This is a genomic window from Nitrosomonas europaea, assembly GCF_900167395.1.
GTDB classification, from domain to species: Bacteria; Pseudomonadota; Gammaproteobacteria; order Burkholderiales; family Nitrosomonadaceae; genus Nitrosomonas; species Nitrosomonas europaea.
In genome coordinates this window covers 124,296-144,529 of the sequence record NZ_FUWK01000001.1, presented here as the reverse complement: position 1 = coordinate 144,529, position 20,234 = coordinate 124,296, and the positions used below count along the sequence as shown (strand labels likewise).

At 52.2% G+C, this 20,234-nt stretch carries 16 protein-coding genes; 8 read left to right on the top strand and 8 right to left on the bottom strand.

The features are described 5' to 3' along the window. Nucleotides 1-1,026: an anthranilate phosphoribosyltransferase gene (gene trpD / locus B5D58_RS00635; protein ID WP_011110665.1), complete on the bottom strand. Its 1,026-nt coding sequence runs from the start codon at nt 1,024-1,026 to the stop codon at nt 1-3. Next, the gene (locus B5D58_RS00630; RefSeq protein WP_011110666.1) at nt 1,023-1,622 is read right to left on the bottom strand and encodes an aminodeoxychorismate/anthranilate synthase component II; all 600 of its coding nucleotides are present in this window, start codon (nt 1,620-1,622) and stop codon (nt 1,023-1,025) included. The genes trpD and B5D58_RS00630 overlap by 4 nt, the downstream gene beginning before the upstream one ends. A gap of 120 nt (nt 1,623-1,742) precedes the next feature. On the opposite strand from B5D58_RS00630, the gene B5D58_RS00625 reads away from it, so the two are divergent. Genes B5D58_RS00625 through B5D58_RS00615 form a run of 3 tightly spaced genes read left to right on the top strand, consistent with a single transcriptional unit; the run spans nt 1,743 to nt 5,161 of the window. Then, a complete protein-coding gene (locus B5D58_RS00625) occupies nt 1,743-3,242 on the top strand; it encodes a HAMP domain-containing sensor histidine kinase (RefSeq protein WP_011110667.1) in 1,500 nt (499 codons plus the stop codon). Continuing rightward, complete coding sequence (locus B5D58_RS00620) at nt 3,239-3,781, top strand: hypothetical protein (RefSeq protein ID WP_011110668.1); 543 nt, start codon at nt 3,239-3,241, stop codon at nt 3,779-3,781. The genes B5D58_RS00625 and B5D58_RS00620 overlap by 4 nt, the downstream gene beginning before the upstream one ends. A 12-nt stretch (nt 3,782-3,793) precedes the next feature. After that, a complete protein-coding gene (locus tag B5D58_RS00615) occupies nt 3,794-5,161 on the top strand; it encodes a sigma 54-interacting transcriptional regulator (RefSeq protein WP_011110669.1) in 1,368 nt (455 codons plus the stop codon). A 9-nt stretch (nt 5,162-5,170) separates the two neighbouring features. On the opposite strand, the gene B5D58_RS00610 is transcribed toward B5D58_RS00615, so the two are convergent. Together B5D58_RS00610 and purL are read right to left on the bottom strand one after the other, a co-directional pair. Next, a complete protein-coding gene (locus B5D58_RS00610; protein ID WP_143023651.1) occupies nt 5,171-6,445 on the bottom strand; it encodes a ChaN family lipoprotein in 1,275 nt (424 codons plus the stop codon). A 56-nt stretch (nt 6,446-6,501) separates the two neighbouring features. After that, the gene (gene purL / locus B5D58_RS00605; protein WP_011110671.1) at nt 6,502-10,416 is read right to left on the bottom strand and encodes a phosphoribosylformylglycinamidine synthase; all 3,915 of its coding nucleotides are present in this window, start codon (nt 10,414-10,416) and stop codon (nt 6,502-6,504) included. Between the two features lie 71 nt (nt 10,417-10,487). Here purL and B5D58_RS00600 point away from each other — a divergent pair, with 71 nt between their 5' ends. Then, on the top strand, nt 10,488-12,005 hold the full coding sequence (locus tag B5D58_RS00600; RefSeq protein ID WP_011110672.1) for a bifunctional ADP-dependent NAD(P)H-hydrate dehydratase/NAD(P)H-hydrate epimerase: 1,518 nt from the start codon (nt 10,488-10,490) through the stop codon (nt 12,003-12,005). A gap of 274 nt (nt 12,006-12,279) precedes the next feature. Further along, on the top strand, nt 12,280-12,804 hold the full coding sequence (locus tag B5D58_RS00595; protein ID WP_011110673.1) for a CreA family protein: 525 nt from the start codon (nt 12,280-12,282) through the stop codon (nt 12,802-12,804). 67 nt (nt 12,805-12,871) lie between these two features. On the opposite strand, the gene ald is transcribed toward B5D58_RS00595, so the two are convergent. Both ald and xth read right to left on the bottom strand, forming a co-directional pair. Next, nucleotides 12,872-13,984: an alanine dehydrogenase gene (gene ald, locus B5D58_RS00590; protein ID WP_041356248.1), complete on the bottom strand. Its 1,113-nt coding sequence runs from the start codon at nt 13,982-13,984 to the stop codon at nt 12,872-12,874. Between the two features lie 63 nt (nt 13,985-14,047). Continuing rightward, the gene (xth, locus tag B5D58_RS00585) at nt 14,048-14,812 is read right to left on the bottom strand and encodes an exodeoxyribonuclease III (protein ID WP_011110675.1); all 765 of its coding nucleotides are present in this window, start codon (nt 14,810-14,812) and stop codon (nt 14,048-14,050) included. 169 nt (nt 14,813-14,981) lie between these two features. Between xth and B5D58_RS00580 the strand changes: the two genes are divergently transcribed. Further along, a complete protein-coding gene (locus B5D58_RS00580) occupies nt 14,982-15,290 on the top strand; it encodes a c-type cytochrome (RefSeq protein WP_041356250.1) in 309 nt (102 codons plus the stop codon). Between the two features lie 58 nt (nt 15,291-15,348). On the opposite strand, the gene B5D58_RS00575 is transcribed toward B5D58_RS00580, so the two are convergent. Beyond that, the gene (locus B5D58_RS00575; protein ID WP_011110677.1) at nt 15,349-16,755 is read right to left on the bottom strand and encodes an MBL fold metallo-hydrolase RNA specificity domain-containing protein; all 1,407 of its coding nucleotides are present in this window, start codon (nt 16,753-16,755) and stop codon (nt 15,349-15,351) included. Between the two features lie 6 nt (nt 16,756-16,761). Beyond that, entirely contained in the window at nt 16,762-18,072 is a 1,311-nt protein-coding gene (bioA, locus tag B5D58_RS00570; RefSeq protein ID WP_011110678.1) for an adenosylmethionine--8-amino-7-oxononanoate transaminase, read from the bottom strand. 160 nt (nt 18,073-18,232) lie between these two features. Here bioA and groES point away from each other — a divergent pair, with 160 nt between their 5' ends. Together groES and groL are read left to right on the top strand one after the other, a co-directional pair. Then, entirely contained in the window at nt 18,233-18,523 is a 291-nt protein-coding gene (groES, locus tag B5D58_RS00565) for a co-chaperone GroES (protein WP_011110679.1), read from the top strand. A 39-nt stretch (nt 18,524-18,562) separates the two neighbouring features. Next, nucleotides 18,563-20,206 (top strand): chaperonin GroEL, encoded by a 1,644-nt coding sequence (gene groL / locus B5D58_RS00560; protein WP_011110680.1) that lies wholly within the window; start codon nt 18,563-18,565, stop codon nt 20,204-20,206. Nucleotides 20,207-20,234 lie beyond the last annotated feature (28 nt).

Below are 20,234 nucleotides of genomic sequence, written 5' to 3'. Positions count from 1 at the left end.
TTAAGCACTTACCTGATTGGAGAATTCAACCAATGCCTGCATTTTCTGTTTTGCAGCACCGCTGGCCAGCATGTCGCGGGCCGTTTCAACCCCGCGAGCCCAGGAATCTGCTTTTCCGGCGACATAAATTGCTGCGCCCGCATTGAGCAGAACGATGTCTCTGGCGGGCCCCGGGTGGTTATCCAGCACGGACAGAAGCATTGCCTGAGCATCTTCCGTGCTGTTCACCTGCAGAGAGGTAAGGGCGGCGCGTTCCAGTCCGAAATCTTCCGGCTGCACGCTATATTCCCGCACTTCACCCGCGTTGAGCTCTGCGATTTTGGTTGGACCGGACAGGGTGATTTCGTCCAGTCCGTCGCTACCATGCACGATCATGGCGTGCCGGCTTCCCAGCCGCAGCAGTACCTGCGCCAGTACACCGGTCAGATCGGCATGGTATACACCGAGTAACTGGTTGCTGGCGCCGGCAGGATTGGTCAGTGGTCCCAGGATGTTGAAGACCGTGCGCACGCCCAGCTCCCGCCGAACGGGGGCGGCATGTTTCATGGCATGATGAAAATTGGGGGCAAACATAAAACCGATACCCACTTCGGTAATGGAGCGGGCAATCTGGTCTGGTGTCTGGTCGAGATTGATACCAATGGCTTCCAGCACGTCTGCGCTGCCAACCTTGCCTGACACGGAACGCCCGCCGTGTTTGGCTACTTGTGCGCCCGCAGCGGCGGCCACGAAAGCGGAAGTAGTTGAAATATTGAAAGTATTGCATCCATCCCCGCCGGTCCCGCACGTATCGACCAGATGGCTCGCATCAGGCACTTCAATACGCACTGCCAGCTCACGCATGACCTGAGCGGCTGCACTGATTTCACCGATGCTCTCGCGCTTTATGCGCAACCCGGTGACCAGAGCGGCCGTCATGACCGGCGATACATTGCCCGACATGATTGCGCGCATCAGCTCAATCATTTCCTCATAAGGAATTTCATGCTGCTCGAGAATTCGAGCGAGGATTGCCTGCGGATTCACGCTTCACACATTGAAGAATGCTTTTGAACAGAGTTGCCGTGAAGGAAATTATCAAGCAACAGGTGGCCATGTTCACTCAATACCGATTCAGGATGGAATTGCACACCCTCGACCGGTAGTGCGCGATGTCGTACGCCCATGATCTCGCCATCTTCGGTCCAGGCAGAGATTTCAAGGCAATCAGGTATACTTGACCGTTCAATGACGAGTGAATGATAGCGGGTTGCCACGAAGGGATCGGGCATTCCCTGAAAAACGCCTTTACCGTCGTGAAAAACCAGTGATGTTTTCCCGTGCATGACTTTTCCGGCGCGTACGATCCGCCCCCCAAAAGCCTGGCCGATACTCTGGTGACCGAGGCACACACCCAGTATGGGAATTTTTCCACTGAACCGGTTGATCAGCTCCACGGAAATACCCGCTTCATCCGGGGTGCACGGGCCCGGTGAAATGACGACACTGGCAGGATTCAACTGCTGAACTGCCTCCAGTGTAATTTCATCATTTCGAACGACCATGACTTCTTCACCCAGTTCACCCAGATATTGCACCAGGTTATAGGTAAAGGAATCGTAATTATCAATCATCAGCAACATGGGAGGTAAAATCGTTGTTTGGCGCCCAGGAAAAACAGCCAGAGAAAAATATGAAAAAACAGCCTGAGTCTTTCTACCCAAGTATTGTCACCCAGGTTGCATGAAAGGTAAACCTGCACTATGAAAATTTCTACAGATGCTGTATCTCCCGAGCAGACACGCCGGAAGACCGGATCCGGATATAAACCAAAATCATTTCTGGCTTTGATCCTGATCGGATTTTCAATTGTCGGCCTGCCGCTGATTGGTGCGCTGGTATACAGTGCGGTACGTATCGACCAGTTATCCGAACAAAGCCGGCACAACGTTTACCAGGCGACACAGATTACCAATGGTACCAGCGTCATCATCGGTGAAATCATGGCGATGCAACGCAGTGTACAACATGCGCTGGTACTGGATGATGCTTCCCTGCTGGAAGGCTATTTTCTCGCACACACCAAATTCGAAAACATTACCAATCACCTTTCCGTTATTTCCCTTTACCCGGAGCAACGGCTGCCGCTGGAAAAACTGCGTTTGCTCGAAACCAGTCTTTTTAAGGAGATATTGAATCTGAATGAGTACCCGCAGGAGCTGCAGTACCTGCTCGAGCGTTTTGCCGGGTTGCTTACACTTGCCCAGGAATTTTCAACCAACAGCTTCCGGATGATCGGGGAAAACGTGGGCAGCATGAGTGAAATTGCCACACAGACTCGTTCGCTGGTCGAATGGGAATTGCTGATTCTGGTTCCGCTGGTTATTTTTCTCGCGCTGGCTTTTTCCGTATTCATTGCTCGTCCCATCCGTCAGATTGATGAAGCGATTGCGCAAATGGGCCGAGGCAGGCTTTCCCGTCCCATTCAAGTCAACGGGCCACAAAACCTGGTTTATATTGGTGAGCGCCTGGATTGGCTGCGACAGCGCCTGCTCAAGCTGGAAGACCAGAAAATGCAGTTTTTTCGTCATATTTCACATGAACTGAAAACACCCCTGACTGCCATTCGCGAAGGTGCCGATCTGCTGGCCGAAGGGATTACGGGTAATCTCAACCGTAAACAGCAACTCATCGCCGGGATTCTTCATACCAGCAGCATGCAATTGCAGAAACGCATCGAAGATCTGCTGAATTTCAGTGCCCTGCAGGCTGAGATCATCACGCTCGTCAAACAGTCCGTCAAGCTGGAAAAAATAATAAATAGCGCGATACAGGCACAAAATCTTTCCATTCTGAGTAAAAACCTTAAAATCAGCCTGAATTGCCCGGAATTGTCTCTGGAATGTGACAAACAGAAACTGGATATCATTCTCGATAATCTACTTTCCAATGCTGTCAAATTCTCCCCGGTTGGCGGCCTTATTGAAATAACGGCTTCATATCATGAAAACAGGGCGCAGATCGATATGACAGATTCCGGCCCGGGCGTTGATGATAGTGATGGCAGCCGGATATTCGAGCCGTTTTACCAGGGGCACAACACACCCGAGAGCCATGTCAGGGGCACCGGTCTGGGCCTGGCCATCGCAAAAGAGTATGCCATCGCCCATGGGGGAAATATCGAACTCATCCGGAATACCGGAAAACGCGGCGCCCATTTTCGACTGACTTTGCCCATCAACAGTTCTGAATCCACAACATGACATATACTTTTAAATTATTGACAGGACTGACATTATCCGTAATGTTGACAGGATGTATGCATACGCCTGTCCAGCCTGTGGATGAGCCATCCGAGCAAGCGGAGATACGAATCATCCAGGAATCAGGGAGTGATCTGAGCGAGTTGATGCACTATTACGATTCGCTGCAGAACAAGTCCAGAGTAGAGCTTTGGGAAGAATACAAATATGCGAACAGCCACTATCGGGAGAGCACCGATATGCAACAACGGCTTAAACTGCTGATATTACTGCTATTGCCGAATACCAGTTTTCAGAGTAATCGTGTCGCGCTGAATCTCGTGGAAGATCTTCCGGAACAGGCTGAAACCACTCCGGATACAACAGCCTTCAAAAACTTGCTGGTATTATTACTCAAGCGGCAGCGAGCTGCGAATTTACAAATACAAAATCTGTCCGAAAAATTACGGTCAGCAGAGACTGAAGTGAAAACGCTAAAAAATAAGATCAATGCAATCAAAATTATAGAAAAAGACCTGATGCGTAACAATACACCCTGATCAACAAGTCAAATGATACAAGACAAGAAAATTCTTCTGGTGGATGATGACAGGGATTTGCTTGAACTGCTTTCCATCCGTCTGACGGCAGCCGGGTATGAAACCACGCTTGCAGACAGTACTGAGGCAGCAATCAATTATCTCGACATTTCCCGTCCCCATCTCGTTATCAGTGACATGCAAATGGGCGGTCTCGATGGCATGGCGCTGTTCGAGTACATCCATCGCAACATTCCGACACTGCCGGTCATCATTTTGACTGCTTACGGTACTATCCCGGATGCCGTGGCAGCGACGCAACGCGGGATTTTTGGCTATCTCACCAAGCCTTACGATCCTAAAATTCTGCTGGGTCAGGTTGAACGCGCCCTCAATCTTGCCCCTGCCGTTGAAACGCTTTCCAGCACGACACCCGTTTCCTCATGGCGCAAGACCATCGTTACCCGGAGCGCGGTCATGGAAGATCTGCTTGCAAAAGTAGGCCGAGTGGCGCAAGGGGATGCCAGTGTGCTGCTGTCCGGTGAAAGCGGTGTTGGCAAGGAATTGCTTGCCCGTGCCATTCATCAGGCTTCCCGACGTTGTGATCAGCCGTTCGTTACCATCAATTGCGCGGCCATTCCGGAACAACTGCTGGAATCCGAGCTGTTTGGCCATGCCAAAGGTGCATTTACCGGTGCTGTGCGGGATCATAAGGGATTATTCCAGCTGGCTGATGGTGGCAGTCTGTTTCTGGATGAGATCGGTGACATGCCTCTGCTGTTACAGGCAAAACTGTTGCATGCGCTGCAGGAAAGAGTCATCCGGCCTGTTGGTTCCACCCAGAGTATTCCAATCAATGTGCGCATCATCTCCGCTACGCACCGGGATCTGAAATCGGAAATCCAGGCGGGAAATTTTCGTGAAGATCTGTATTACCGGCTTTTCGTGGTGGGGCTGACGATTCCCTCACTTGCCCAGCGCAGTGAAGATATTCCCCTGCTGGCCAATCATTTTCTGCGTGTATTTGCCGAGAAACATCAGAAAGATATCAATGTATTTTCCCCGGAAGCGATCAGCTTTCTGCTGGCATCCTCCTGGCCGGGTAATATTCGGCAGCTCATGAATGTCGTCGAACAAAGTGTCGTCATGAGTGCGGTGCCGCTCATCTCCGGTGAGCTTGTCCGTGATGCCATGCACAAGGATGAAGAGCAGATGACGTCATTCGATGAAGCCCGCAGACAGTTTGAAAGAGATTATCTGGTCAAGATACTGAAAATTACTGCCGGAAATGTGACTCAGGCAGCCAAGCTGGCCAAACGCAATCGCACGGAGTTTTATAAATTGCTGCAGCGGCACCAGCTTGATTTCACACTCTATAAATCGTTACAGGAAAAGGTCTGATTTTCTGTTTTATTTCGCTAATGGTGGGAATTTCGCGATGATTTCAGTGATCATGCCTTCCCGCATCACTTTCAGAGGCAGCCAGGTACCCGGTGCCTGACGCTTGACCGCATCGATGACATCGTTGCTTTCCTTGAGTGTACTGCCAGCCATTTCGAGAATCACATCCCCGGCCTGTAATCCGGCAGATTCGGCAATACTCTGTTGTTCGACCTGCAGTACGTGAGCGCCTGTGGTTTTCTTGCTGAATTCAAAACCGATCCCGAGACGTTGTTGCAAAGGGGAGCCCGATTCCGGTGTAAACGGAGCCAGGCCGAATACCGCATCTGCATAGCGGTCGGTCAGTAGTTTACAGGGCCGGTTCGTATCCCATGGCAGCAGGGAAACTATTTTTTTCACACCCATGTTTTTCAACTGATGTGGCACACCAAATCCTTTCAGGATATGTCCGGATCCCATGATCCCCACTATCAGCGGTTTCTTGTGTTTGTCGTAACTGCTCAGCACGGCATGAATTTCCTGTGCCATTGCCCGATCCCATAACTGCTGACTGACGACAAACCGCAGAAAATCCGGGTCGTAATGGTTCGGCTTCTGATTTTTTTCGGCCGTTTTCTGAGGGGCGCGGCCGTGTTGCATATAAATCGGCAGTAGAAATTCCAGGTATTCCGGTGCAGGCGGGGCTGGCCGGGTGACGCCTTCTCTGTCTTTTTCCGGTACGCCGTCAAATCCTTTGGCGGTGACAGCCCGTCTCAGGTGAATATCGATGTTGAGTGCACGCATCGGGATGCGATTCATCCGTGCGAAATGAAACAGAGGCAGATATAGACCCGCATCGGTACTCCAGACCGACTGCCATTCGGATCGGGATAAAAATTCTGATTCCGTCAGCTCACCTGCCACCCATTGATCCAGAATTTTCTGTACCCGTCGTGGAAACATCTCGAAGCCGATCACCATATCCGGGCGGGCAGCATACAAGGTAGCCAGCATCTGCAACTGCCAGCGATGATGCTCGGGGTTGATATGGGTTTCGCCCAATAACACGACTGATTTATCTTTTACTGACGCCATCACGCTGGAGAGCGTCGTTTCTCCCTTGCCAGGGATTACCCAGCTTGCGGCCGGGACACATGCGTTCCGGGTAGTTTGCTCACTTGCAGAAACGGCTTTTTTTCCTGATCCGGTTTGGGCAGAAACATCGGAGACATTCATCATTCCCCCCAGCAACAACAAACCGCTTATGGCAAGCCGCCAGTCAGACTTGAAATCGATCATTGTCATCTTTCTTTATTAGGAATTTGTAAAAACGAGTGATGGAAAACGTTGCGTTGAATCGATCAATCGACCCATTTACGGGCATTTCTGAACATTTTCATCCAGGGAGAATCTTCCGGCCAATCGTCAGGATGCCACGAATGCTGTACGGTACGGAAAACTCTTTCCGGGTGTGGCATCAGGATCGTCACCCGGCCATCGGCTGAAGTCATACCGGTAATGCCTGCGGGTGAACCGTTCGGATTCAGCGGGTAGGTTTCGGTAAGCGTGCCCCGATTATCGACAAACTGCAACGCAACATAGGGGTGTGCCGCAAGCAGTTGCTCGGCATCCCGGAATACCGCAAGCCCTTCACCATGGGCAACGGTCACCGGCAAGCGGCTGCCTGCCATGCCATCGAAAAACAACGAAGGGCTGGTTCCAATTCTGACCATGACAAAACGTGCTTCAAACTGCTCGGAGCGGTTACGTCCAAAACGGGGCCAGTGAGCCGTTCCCGGAATGATCGCCTGCAGGTGGCTCATCATCTGGCAACCATTGCATACGCCTAAAGCAAAGGTATCTGTGCGCGCAAAAAAGGTTGCAAACTCATCTCGTGCCCGTGCATTGAACAAAATCGACTGAGCCCATCCCCGGCCTGCACCAAGCACATCGCCATAAGAGAATCCCCCTCCGGCAATCAATCCTTTATATTCGGCCAACTTCACCCGCCCGGATAAAATATCACTCATGTGCACGTCTACTGCATCGAATCCGGCGCGGTCGAAAGCGGCTGCCATTTCCACATGACCGTTCACCCCCTGTTCACGCAGAATCGCGACTGCAGGACGGCTGGCAAGTATAGCCGGTGCAGAAGCAACAGATTCAGTGAGTGAAAATGTCAGTTGTGCATGCAACCCCGGATCGTCCACGTCCAGAATCTGATCGAACTCCTGCTGTGCACATTCGGGATGATCGCGCAATTTTTGCATCCGGAAGCTCGTTTCCGACCAGATACGCTGCAACGCCACACACTTTTCCTGGAATACGATTCCGCCATCAACCATCAACGTGATGTCATCCTGCCGGTTCGGACTGCCGATCGTATGGCTGATGTGCCCCAGCCCTGCATCCGCCAGAATGGTCATCACTGCGTCATGATGTCGAGCTTCGATCTGGATGACAGCACCGAGTTCCTCATTGAACAAGGTGGACAGCACTTGTCCATCCCGATCATCATCCGGCTCAGCGCTCAGTGAAATCAGCGAATCGAGTGCAAGGGTGATACCGCAATGTCCGGCAAAGGCCATTTCGCATAACGTGACGAACAGGCCGCCATCAGAGCGATCATGGTAGGCCAGCAGCAATCCGCTGCCATTGAGTGTTTGAATCGCATCAAAAAAAGCGTTGAGTTTTTCCGGGCTTTCCAGATCGGGCGTATCGTCGCCTGACTGGGTATAAACCTGAGCCAGTGCCGATCCGCCGAGACGGTTTTTGCCATTGCCGAGATCGATCAGAATCAGCTTCGTTTCGCCTTTATCCGTACGCAGTTGCGGCGTGAGCGTCTTACGCACATCGGATACTGTGGCAAATGCTGAAATAATCAGGGAGAGCGGCGCAACGACTTCTTTGGGTTGATCATCGTGCCAGGCAGTTTTCATCGATAATGAATCCTTGCCTACCGGGATGCTGATTCCCAGTGCGGGGCACAATTCCATCGCTACGGCATGCACAGCGTCATACAGGGCAACATCCTCGCCCGGGTGTCCTGCTGCGGCCATCCAGTTGGCGGATAACCGGACGGTTCCCAGGCCGGCAATCGCGGCAGCAGCCAGATTGGTAACCGCTTCTCCTACCGCCATGCGTGCTGAACTAGCCGCATTGATCACAGCCAGCGGCGTACGTTCACCTAGCGCGAATGCTTCACCCGAATACGTCTGGAAGCCCATGGTGGTAACCGCGACATCGGCCACCGGAACCTGCCACGGGCCAACCATCTGGTCCCGTGCAGTCTGGCCACCTACGCTGCGATCACCGATCGTAATCAAGAAGGATTTGTTTGCCACGGCCGGCAGGCGCAGAACACGGCGGGCAGCTTCCTGCAGCTGCATACCGGTTTTATCCAGCAGAGCAGGGTCAGGGTGGATGCGTTTGACATCACGCACCATTTTGGGCGGTTTGCCTAACAATACGGGCAGGGGCATATCGGCTGGATGAGTGGATGAACGTTCATCCGTCACGATCAGCTGGAGCTCTGCCAGTGCTTCGCCGACCACAGCGAACGGGCAGCGCTCACGTTCGCAGATGGCCTGGAACAGGGAAAGAGATTCCGGCCGGATAGCGAGTACATAACGTTCCTGTGCTTCATTACACCAGATCTGCATGGGTGACATTCCGGGTTCGTCGGAAGGAACTGCGCGCAGGTCAAACCGACCCCCCCGCCCGGCATCGTGTACCAGCTCGGGCAGGGCGTTGGAAAGCCCGCCGGCGCCGACGTCGTGAATGGCCAGAATCGGATTGGGTTGCCCGCTGCGCGCCAGTTGCCAGCAACGATCGATCACCTCCTGTGCACGACGTTGTATTTCTGCATTGCCTCGCTGCACCGAGTTGAAATCGAGCGCTTCTTCATTCGTACCGGCATCCATGCTGGAAGCGGCACCACCACCCAGCCCGATGGCCATGCCCGGCCCTCCCAGATGAATCAACAGCGTGCCTTCCGGGAAAGGTTCTTTTGCAGTATGCAACGCGGAAATCTGGCCGATACCCCCAGCCAGCATGATGGGTTTGTGGTAGCCGCGCATCCGGCCGTTGATTTCCACTTCATAAGTACGAAAATAGCCTGCCAGATTCGGACGGCCGAATTCGTTATTGAAAGCTGCGCCGCCAATCGGTGCGGTCAGCATGATGTCGAGTGCGGAGGCAATGTGTCCTGGCTTGCCATAAGCGTTGGTTTCCCAGGGCTGTATGGCTTCAGGAATCCGCAAATTGGAGACACTGAATCCGGTTAGTCCCGCCTTGGGTTTTGCACCGGATCCGGTTGCGCCTTCATCGCGGATTTCACCCCCCACCCCGGTGGCTGCACCTGGAAAGGGGGAAATCGCCGTCGGGTGGTTATGTGTTTCTACTTTGGCCAGCCAGTGTGTCAGCTCCGGTGCGTAGCCATATTGATCATTTTTTCCGGGGTAAAACCGCTCGATGATTTCCCCTTCCAGAATTGCGGCATTATCCGAATAGGCAACGATCGTGTGCTGGGGATGGCTTTGATGGGTATGCCGAATCATGCCAAACAGCGAATGCGGTTGTTGTACGCCATCGATTATCCAGTCGGCATTGAAAATCTTGTGCCGGCAATGTTCCGAATTGGCTTGCGCAAACATCATCAGTTCGACATCGGTGGGGTCGCGCTGGATACGGGTAAAATAATCCAGCAGGTAATCGATTTCGTCAGAAGACAATGCAAGCCCCATTTCCCGGTTGGCCTGCAACAGCGCGTCGATTCCCCGGCCTGTCAGATCGATTTCATTCAACATTCCCGGTTCTGAATGGTGAAACAGAAGGGTGGCTTCAGCCAGTGAGTGCAGTACTACTTCAGTCATGCGGTCATGAATGCATGCTTCGATTCGGGATAGTTGTGCGGGCAGCAGCGTTACCTGGCAGCGCAATTCGAAGGAAATACCGCGCTCCAGCCGTTCGATTCCGTTCAGGCCGCAGCAATGAGCAATATCGGTCGCTTTGGAAGACCACGGAGAAATCGTGCCGGGACGAGGTACCACCAGTAACAGCTTGCTATCCGGAAAGGGCTGTGCCTCTGTTTCATCGACGTCGAGTAACTGCCGCAGTCGATTGGTTTCTTCCTGCGTCAAATCACGCTGAACCTGGCAGAAATAGCGGTAATTGGCAGTAATGCCGGAAATTTGCGGTACGATTGCCTGAATTGAATGGAGCAGGCGTTCCAGACGAAAGGGGGAAAGCGCATTGCGCCCGCAAAATTGCAGCATCGGAATTTACCAGTCAATTGAATAAAAAACATGATTTTACACGAGTACACCTGTCACCAGATTATTGCCAGATGAATACCAGGCCCATCTACACCACTGCCGAAATCCGCAAAATAGAATCACTTGTACTATCCGTGCCCCATTCGCCGCCCCTGATGGAAAAAGCCGGGCTGGCGGCTGCAAAGGTCGCTCATACCCGATTGCTGACGGATGACAAGCAACGGATATTGATTCTGGCCGGGCCGGGCAATAACGGAGGTGATGCGCTGGTGGCCGCTCGCCATCTGCGGGAATGGGGAAGACAGGTCACACTGGTACTCACCGGTGAGGCTGAACGATTACCACAGGATGCCAGGCAAGCACTGGAACAGTGGCAATCGGCTGGCGGAACGGTAATTCCGGAGCTTCCGGACGGTGGTCAATGGGATGCGGCGATCGACGGCCTGTTCGGGATCGGCCTGAACGAAACACGTCTGCTGGCAGAAAGCTACCGGCAGCTCATTCGGCAGATCAACCAGCTCAATCTGCCGGTGCTTGCGCTCGATATTCCCAGCGGTCTGCTCAGTGATTCCGGCCGGGTGCCGGATGTGGCAGTCAAAGCAGCTATCACGACCACCTTCATCGCACTCAAACCAGGTCTGCTGACACATGACGGCTGTGATTACTGCGGCGAAATCGTGGTGTGTGATCTGGAACTGGATGTTGCTGCGCTGATTCCGCCACAAAACTGGCTGCTCGACAGAGCAGGCATTGTTCAGAGATTGCCTTCCCCAAGGCGAGCCAACAGTCACAAGGGTACTTATGGCAGGCTCGGGATTCTGGGTGGTGCCACCGGCATGATCGGCGCAGCCCTGCTGACCGGGCGGGCTGCACTCAAACTGGGGGCGGGGCGGGTTTATCTGGGGCTGCTGGCACAGGATGATGTACCGGTGGTGGATCCGGTTCAGCCCGAGCTGATGCTGCGTTCGCCCTCCGATTTTTTTAACCCGGATTTTCTGGAGGGGTTGGTCATTGGCCCCGGCTTCGGTAGCGAAATCGCCGCCTGCATTTGTCTGGAGCGGGCATTGCAAACCTGCCTGCCTCTGGTGCTGGATGCCGATGCACTCAATCTGATTGCGCAGCATACGGAATTGAGCAGCGCACTCCAGGCGCGCAAAGCACCAGCCATCCTTACCCCGCATCCGGCAGAAGCAGCTCGCCTGCTGAATACAAGCGTAACTGAAATCCAGCGAAACCGGCTGGAGGCAGCCAGAAATCTCGCCCGGAAGTTCAATTGTGCTGTCGTCCTGAAAGGAGCCGGGAGTATCTGTGCTTTTCCGAATGGCCACTGTCATTTCAATACCAGCGGTAATCCCGGGTTGAGCAGTGCTGGTACTGGTGATGTTCTCTCGGGTTTTCTGGGTGCGCTGCTGGTACAGGGGCTGCTCCCGGAAAACGCACTGCTGCTGGCCGTTTATCTGCATGGTGCAGCAGCAGATGTATTGCTGAAACAGCAGAACGGGCCGCTGGGCATGGTGGCGTCAGAGATCATCCCTGCTGCCCGTAACTTACTGAATTGCTGGATTGAGGAGGAAAATCCCGGCTGGTGATGGGCTTTTCTGCAGTACGCTACTATGCCCAGGTTGCTCAGCTATTGTTACACCACAAGAAAAATCAAGGATGGCAATCCTTCCAGCATGGCGTACCGCAAAATCTGCCATATCGGCCTGGTGTAACCGGCTACCGACATCCGGGTTTGTAAAATCTGAAGTCCGGGTATAAATCCATATTCAACCTGTATCATGAAGCGATGTTATATGATTCTAAAAATTTCAGGATTATCACTTTGTCATCATATCGCTATTGAAAAACAGGAGGGCTACCATGAAACACGAGGCAAACAAGAGAGCTGGCCGGATTGATTTTGCAGGTTGGGCAAAACGAGGCATGCTGATCGGGATGGCGGCGATTGTCACTTCGTATTCTCTGCCATTGCTGGCAGAGGACATCGGTAGTGTATCGACCCGGTTCAAGTTTCTGGGAGCCAATGACAAAATCGTGGTGGAGGCCTTTGATGATCCGGAAGTGGCCGGCGCAACATGTTATCTGAGCCGGGCAAAAACCGGCGGGATAAGCGGTACGGTGGGGGTGGCTGAAGATAAGTCGGATGCTTCTATCGCTTGCCGCCAGACGGGGCCGATCGTGCTTTCGGAGAAGATAAAAAACGGTAAATCGGATGGTGATGAGGTATTCAAGAAAAGCACTTCACTACTGTTCAAAACCCTGCAGGTGGTGCGTTTCTATGATGCCAAACGCAACGTTTTGATCTATCTCACTTACAGTGACCGCGTCATCGAAGGTTCACCACAAAACAGTATTTCGGTGATTCCAGTCATGCCCTGGCATTGAAGTTCAACAAAACCGTTCAGGGCTGGCAGCATGGCTACCGCAAGCTGCATACCCTGTTTCCGGTTTTTCAGGCGACCAGTACTTCCAGGGGAGATGCATAGGATAGCCCGAAGGCTTCCGCCACTGCCGGATGGGTTACCTGCCCACGATGGGTGTTGAGGCCGTTCATCAGTGCCTGGTTATTTTGCAAGGCAGCCAGTCCATTGTCTGCCAGCGTGGCAACATAACTGGCGGTCTGATTGTTCAGTGCAAAAGTGCTGGTGCGCGGTACCGCACCGGGCATATTGGCAACGCAGTAATGCAACACGCCATCGATTTCAAAAATGGGATTGCTGTGTGTGGTGGGGCGAGTCGTTTCTACGCACCCTCCCTGATCGACCGCTACATCAACGATCACTGAACCTGTGCGCATTTGTGGCAACATTTCCCGCGTCACCAGCCAGGGCGAGCGTCCGCCGGGAATCAAAATCGCACCGATGACCAGATCGGCCTCATAAACGGCCTGGCGTACATTGACCGTATCGCAGTAGCGGGTTTGCAGTCGCCCGGAGAAACGATCGTCCAACGCTTTCAGGCGATCATGATTGATATCCAGTGCTGTTACCATCGCACCCATGCCGGCGGCGACAGTTGCGGCATTGGTGCCGACTACTCCCGCGCCGAGAATGACTACGTTGGCAGGAGCAACTCCCGGCACACCACCCATCAGAACACCCCGGCCACCTTGTGTTTTCAGCAGATAGGTTGCACCAATCTGCACGGCCATGCGTCCCGCTACTTCGCTCATGGGTGTTAGCAGCGGTAATGCACCTGATGCAGTCTGCACGGTTTCGTAGGCGATCGCACTGACGCCAGTGGCGAGCAGTTTTTCGGTCAAAGTTCTGTTGGAAGCCAAATGCAGATAGGTGAACAGCAGCAAACCTTTCCGTAAGTACTGATATTCCGGTTCAGTGGGCTCTTTTACCTTGACCACCAGTTCTGCTGCCCAGGCATCCCCGGCATGGGTAACGATTTCCGCCCCGGCAGCACGATAATCCTGATCGGAAATCACACTACCTGCTCCCGCCCCGGTTTCGACCAGAACCCGGTGCCCGCGTCCGACCAGTGTATGCACACTGCCTGGAGTTAGCCCGACCCGATACTCATCCGCTTTCGTTTCTTTGGGTAATCCGATAATCATTGATGCTCTAAACCTTTCATGCCATTCTGATTTGTTAAACTGCAAACGTTGCGACTCTGATGCTTACGCCAGCTCCACCAGTACCGGCGCATGATCTGACGGCCGTTCCAGTTTTCTGGGCAGCTTGTCTACTTGCCAGATGGTGCAGCGATCTGCCATTTCATGACTCAGCAAAATGTGATCGATGCGTAATCCCCGGTTGCGGCGGAAAGCCATCATACGATAATCCCACCAGGTATAGGTTTTTTCCGGCTGTTCGAATAGATGGAAACTGTCAACGAATCCGGTATCGAGTAATCCGCGAAAAGCTTGCCGCTCCGGTTCACTGCACAGTACCTGTCCTCGCCAGGCTTCTGGATCGTAGACATCACGATCTTCCGGAGCAATATTGAAATCTCCCAACAATGCCACTTTGCCGTAACATGCCCGTTGCTGCTGCAGAAAGCGATTCAATTGCGACAACCACTCCAGTTTATAAATGTATTTTTCCGAATCCACATGCTCGCCATTCGGCACGTAAGCACAAATAACGCGTAAATCTCCGTAAGTTGCTGCAATCAGCCTTTTCTGCATATCATCGAAACCGGGCAACGCTGTACAAATATCTTCCCCCGTTTCTTTGCTCAGCAACGCTACGCCGTTGTATGTTTTCTGCCCGATATAGATCGAGCGATAGCCTGCTTGTGCAATGGCATCCATCGGGAAAAATTCGTCCTGAAGCTTGGTTTCCTGCAAGCACAATATATCCGGCTGGTTGAGATTCAGCCAGTCGATCACCTGTTGTAATCGAACCTTGAGTGAGTTGACGTTCCACGTGGCAATTTTCATGAACTGTTCTGATAGCAGGAAGAGTTTATTTTTCAGCGGTTACGCAGGTAACCGGGCTGAAAATACTATCACCAATTCTTGCAAATGCATCGCATGATGTTTTGTCGTGATGATTAAGTCAGGGCAGATAGCGGCTATAATGATGGCCCTTGTCAATGGAGAGAGAAAAATGAACAAAATGATCGGATTGTTGGTGGTTTCTGCGGTAATCGGATTGGCGGGCTGTGCGAAAACGGATACTTACACACCAGCGGCTGACGCCAGCGGCGAAGATATTTTTTATGCGAACTGTACCAAATGCCATAAACCGGAAACAGATGGCAAGGTGATGATTCTCAGTTCCAAGATGACTACCAAAGAAGCCATCATCGAGAAGGTTAATAAAGGGGGCATGACAATGAGTTCCTTCCCCAATATTACCGGTGAACCGGCACAACGTCTGGCTGAATTCATTCTGGCAAACAGCAAAACCAAATAATTTCCAGAAGAGAATCCGATAACGAAATTACTGATTCCATTTTCTGCTGAGGGTGGAATCAGTCCAGTCGTTCAGTTGTCATGCGCTGAGGAATACTTACCGGCCACTTCAGTTGTTTCCGGACGACTTCGGCAAAAACTTCGGCATTGCCGGGTTCACCATGAACAATGAAAGTTTTTAAAGGGGGACGGCTGAATCCTTTCAGCCAGTCCAGCAAATCCTGCTGATCGGCATGGGCGGAGAGTCCGCCGACGGTATGGATCGACGCCCGCACGGGAATCTGTTCCCCGAAAATGCGGACACTTTTGTTGCCATCTACCAGTCTGCGCCCCAACGTCCCGGCTGCCTGAAAGCCGGTAAACAAAATACTGCATTCAGGTCTGGGCAGGTTATATTTCAGATGATATTTGATACGTCCAGCATCACACATCCCGCTGGCGGAAATAATGATTGCACCGGATCGGGTGTGGTTGAGCCGGATCGAATCCTCGACTTCCTGCACAAAATGGATGCGCAGGTTTTCATTATGCTGGCGGTGCCATTGGATGGTGTCGATGGTTTCTTTGTCGAGCAGTTCACTGTGATTGAGTGTGATTTCCGTAGCGGCCAGCGCCATGGGCGAATCCACATAGACATCCATAGCATTCAGGCATCCTTGGCGCTGCAGATCGGCCAGCAGAAATAACAGATCCTGAGTACGGCCGACGGTAAAGGCTGGCACGATGATATTGCCGTGTTTTTGCAGAAATGTCCGGCAGATGATTTCAACCAGTTCATCCCGGGTATCCTGCATGCTGCGGTGGCGGCGGTTACCGTAAGTGGATTCGACCAGCAGATAATCGGCTTCTTCGATAAGTGTCGGATCACGTACGATCGGATGGCCTGGCTGCCCCAAATCACCCGAAAATACGATTTTCTTTCGTTGCGAACCGGATTTCAGCCAGACTTCGATGATGGCTGAGCCGATGATGTGTCCTGCATCACGATATCGGCAGCGTACTGAGGGATGCGGCTGACAGGTCTCATCGTAATCGATCCCCCGTATTTGCCTGAGAAATGCTTCAGCCTGGGTAACCGTATACAGTGGTGTATTTTTATGACCCGACGGACGTTTGTTACGCAAAGCCGTTTTTGTATACCATTCAGCTTCTTTTTCCTGAATGTGTGCACTGTCTTTCAAAATGATGGCAAGCAGGTCTGCAGTCGCCCGGGTCATGTAGACAGGCCCTCTGAAACCCAGTACGGCGAGGCGTGGCAACAGTCCGGAATGATCCACATGGGCGTGGGTCAGCAAAACGAAATCGATCGTTTCCGGATTGAAATTGATCGCAGTATAATTTTTGTGATCTGCATCCCGTCCACCCTGGAACATGCCGCAGTCCACCAGAAAACGTACTTCTGCCGTTTCAACCAGGTAGCATGACCCGGTGACTTCTCCTGCACCGCCTAGAAAAGTGATCTGCATGGATGTTTATATCTCGTTGAGAATGTTCAGAATAGCCTGGGCCATGAACTCCATTTCTTCTTCGTTGATGATGTACGGCGGCATGATGTAGACCGAATTTCCCATCGGGCGTATCAGGAGTTGGCGTTCCAGCCCCATTTGCGCAAACCTGTTTGTGAAATCCGGTCTGGGGTTGTCTACCTCAAACGCCCAGATCATACCGCAGTTACGAAAATGCCTGACGTTTGGATGTGTCCGGACGGACTGCAAACACTGATTGAGAAACTTGGTTTTGTGGCGATTCGTTTCAATTACATTATCTTGTTCAATGATATCAAGCGTGGCCAGAGCAGCGCGGCAGGCCAGCGCATTACCCGAGTGCGAGTGTGAATGGAGAAAAGCCTGACTGGTTTGATCGCTGTAAAAGGCGCGATAAATTGTGTCATTGGTCAGGACGACTGACAGTGGCAGATATCCTCCGCTCAACCCTTTGGCAAGACACATGATGTCTGGCGTAATTGCTGCCTGTTCACATGCAAACAGGGTACCTGTTCGGCCAAACCCTACTGCAATTTCATCCGTGATCAGATGAATCCGGTAAGTATCACAGATTTCCCGGGCTTTTTGCAGATAGACCGGGTGGTACATTCCCATCCCGGCCGCTCCCTGCACCAGTGGCTCCAGAATCAGTGCCGCTGTGCTGGCATGGTGTTGCGTGAGGTAACTTTCCAGCGCGGCAGCAGCCTTCAATGCATGCGCTTCCGGGGTTTCTCCTGCTTCGGCAAAACGCCAGTCAGGTGTGAGTACCGGATGTGCAGGGCGTAACAGCGGGGCATACACCTGTCTGAAAATGGGCACATCTGTGACCGATAAAGCGCCCAGTGTCTCTCCGTGGTAGCCATTTTGCAGGTTGATGAATTGAGTTTTTTCGGGGAAACCACTTTGCTGCCAGTAGTGGAAACTCATTTTGAGTGCGATTTCATTGGCCGATGCACCGTCACTGGCGTAGAAGCAATGGCTCAGACTGCCCGGGGTGATCGTACTCAACCGTTCCGACAGCTCGACGACCGGCTCATGCGTTAATCCGGCCAGCATGGTGTGCTCCAGCCTGCCGAGCTGATCGATGATGGCTGCATTGATGCGCGGATTGCAATGTCCGAACAGATTGACCCACCAGGAACTGATGGTATCCAGATAGCGCTGACCGTCTGCATCGTATAACCACACGCCTTCCCCTCTGGTAATCAGTACAGGAGGAAATTCTTCATGATGTTTCATCTGGGTGCAGGGGTGCCAGACGACACGGTGACTGCGCATAGCTGATTTTTTATCGTTCACGGGCTTGAAATTCCTTATGATAGTCTCTATTATTAGCACTCGTTGCTGTTGAGTGCTAATAATCTGTCTGGATGGATAGTGCTCGATAAGCGCTGAAACTACTGAATCAAAAAATCAGATTTCTTATCGTTTTCGTTAATCATTGTAGGAGAAAAGGACTATGAATATCCGCCCTTTGCATGATCGTGTAATTGTCAAGCGATTGGAGGAAGAACGCAAGACAGCATCCGGCATCGTCATTCCTGATACCGCGGCGGAAAAACCGGATCAGGGTGAGATTATTGCCGTTGGCAAAGGAAAAACGGGTGAAGATGGCAAGATCCGTGCGCTGGAAGTCAAAGTCGGCGACAGGGTGCTTTTTGGAAAGTATGCCGGCCAGGCCGTAAAAATCAAAGGTGAAGAGTTCCTGGTGATGCGTGAAGAAGACATCATGGGTGTGATTGAAGGTTAATGGATTGTTGAATAATCAACTGAAATCAGGAGAAAAGATATGGCAGCTAAAGAAGTAAGATTTGGTGATTCAGCGCGCCAGGCTGTGATCAGTGGCGTAAACGTTCTGGCAGATGCAGTTAAAGTGACTCTGGGCCCTAAAGGCCGTAACGTCGTGCTGGAACGCTCGTATGGCGCCCCGACCATTACCAAGGATGGTGTATCGGTGGCCAAAGAGATCGAACTGAAAGACAAGTTCGAAAACATGGGTGCGCAAATGGTCAAGGAAGTCGCCAGCAAAACCTCGGATACTGCGGGTGATGGCACGACGACCGCGACGGTACTGGCACAATCCATCGTCAAAGAAGGTATGCGTTACGTTGCAGCGGGAATGAACCCGATGGATCTGAAGCGCGGCATTGAAAAGGCAGTGACCGGTGCAGTAGAAGAATTGAAAAAACTATCCAAACCTTGCTCCACCAGCAAAGAAATTGCTCAGGTTGGCAGTATTTCCGCCAACTCTGATACGGAAATCGGCAGAATCATCGCTGAAGCAATGGATAAAGTTGGCAAGGAAGGTGTCATTACCGTTGAAGATGGTTCCGGCCTGGAAAATGAGCTGGATGTGGTGGAAGGAATGCAGTTCGACCGTGGTTATCTCTCTCCTTACTTCGTCAGTAGTGCAGACAAACAGATTGCGGCACTTGAAAGCCCTTTTGTGCTGTTGCACGACAAGAAAATCTCTAATATCCGTGATCTTCTGCCGGTACTGGAACAAGTGGCAAAAGCCGGCAAACCTTTGCTGATCATTGCTGAGGATGTCGATGGCGAAGCGCTGGCCACACTGGTGGTCAACAACATTCGCGGTATTCTCAAAACCTGTGCAGTCAAGGCACCTGGTTTCGGTGATCGCCGCAAAGCCATGCTGGAAGATATCGCGATCCTGACCGGCGGTACCGTCATTGCTGAAGAAGTTGGTTTGTCTCTGGAAAAAACCAGACTGGAAGATCTGGGCCAGGCCAAACGTATTGAAGTCGGCAAGGAAAATACCACCATTATTGATGGTGCAGGTGATGTCAAAACCATTGAAGCGCGCGTTGCACAGATTCGCAAGCAGATTGAAGAAGCAAGCAGTGATTATGATCGTGAGAAGCTTCAGGAACGTGTGGCCAAGCTGGCGGGTGGTGTAGCTCTGATCAAAGTGGGCGCTGCTACTGAAGTAGAGATGAAAGAGAAAAAAGCTCGCGTTGAAGATGCCTTGCACGCGACACGTGCGGCCGTTGAAGAAGGTATCGTTCCGGGAGGCGGAGTTGCATTGCTGCGTACAATCAATGCTGTCAGCAAGATCAAGGGTGACAACCATGATCAGGATTCCGGTATCAAAATTGTTCTGCGTGCAATGGAGGAGCCACTGCGCCAGATCGTGACCAACTGCGGTGACGAGGCTTCTGTAGTCGTTAACAAGGTCAAGGAAGGTCAAGGCACTTTTGGGTACAATGCAGCAACAGGTGAGTATGGCGATCTCGTTGCCATGGGTGTTCTGGATCCGACCAAAGTAACCCGTTCCGCTTTGCAGAATGCTGCATCGGTTGCCGGGCTGATTCTGACGACGGATGCCATGGTTGCCGAGCTTCCGAAAGAAGATTCACCTGGAGCAGGCGCAGGTATGGGCGGTATGGGTGGCATGGGCGGCATGGACATGTAATCGGCCCAAACCGGTCGGTCTATCTGTT

What these genes read in the sequence shown, in the direction of transcription:
- B5D58_RS00620 (WP_011110668.1), top strand. Translation starts at nt 3,239, where the DNA reads ATGACATATACTTTTAAATTATTGACAGGACTGACATTATCCGTAATG.
- B5D58_RS00595 (WP_011110673.1), top strand. Translation starts at nt 12,280, where the DNA reads ATGAAACACGAGGCAAACAAGAGAGCTGGCCGGATTGATTTTGCAGGT.
- ald (WP_041356248.1), bottom strand. Translation starts at nt 13,984, where the DNA reads ATGATTATCGGATTACCCAAAGAAACGAAAGCGGATGAGTATCGGGTC.
- purL (WP_011110671.1), bottom strand. Translation starts at nt 10,416, where the DNA reads ATGCTGCAATTTTGCGGGCGCAATGCGCTTTCCCCCTTTCGTCTGGAA.
- B5D58_RS00610 (WP_143023651.1), bottom strand. Translation starts at nt 6,445, where the DNA reads ATGACAATGATCGATTTCAAGTCTGACTGGCGGCTTGCCATAAGCGGT.
- B5D58_RS00580 (WP_041356250.1), top strand. Translation starts at nt 14,982, where the DNA reads ATGAACAAAATGATCGGATTGTTGGTGGTTTCTGCGGTAATCGGATTG.
- B5D58_RS00575 (WP_011110677.1), bottom strand. Translation starts at nt 16,755, where the DNA reads ATGCAGATCACTTTTCTAGGCGGTGCAGGAGAAGTCACCGGGTCATGC.
- B5D58_RS00600 (WP_011110672.1), top strand. Translation starts at nt 10,488, where the DNA reads ATGAATACCAGGCCCATCTACACCACTGCCGAAATCCGCAAAATAGAA.
- B5D58_RS00630 (WP_011110666.1), bottom strand. Translation starts at nt 1,622, where the DNA reads ATGTTGCTGATGATTGATAATTACGATTCCTTTACCTATAACCTGGTG.
- B5D58_RS00615 (WP_011110669.1), top strand. Translation starts at nt 3,794, where the DNA reads ATGATACAAGACAAGAAAATTCTTCTGGTGGATGATGACAGGGATTTG.
- groES (WP_011110679.1), top strand. Translation starts at nt 18,233, where the DNA reads ATGAATATCCGCCCTTTGCATGATCGTGTAATTGTCAAGCGATTGGAG.
- groL (WP_011110680.1), top strand. Translation starts at nt 18,563, where the DNA reads ATGGCAGCTAAAGAAGTAAGATTTGGTGATTCAGCGCGCCAGGCTGTG.
- B5D58_RS00625 (WP_011110667.1), top strand. Translation starts at nt 1,743, where the DNA reads ATGAAAATTTCTACAGATGCTGTATCTCCCGAGCAGACACGCCGGAAG.
- xth (WP_011110675.1), bottom strand. Translation starts at nt 14,812, where the DNA reads ATGAAAATTGCCACGTGGAACGTCAACTCACTCAAGGTTCGATTACAA.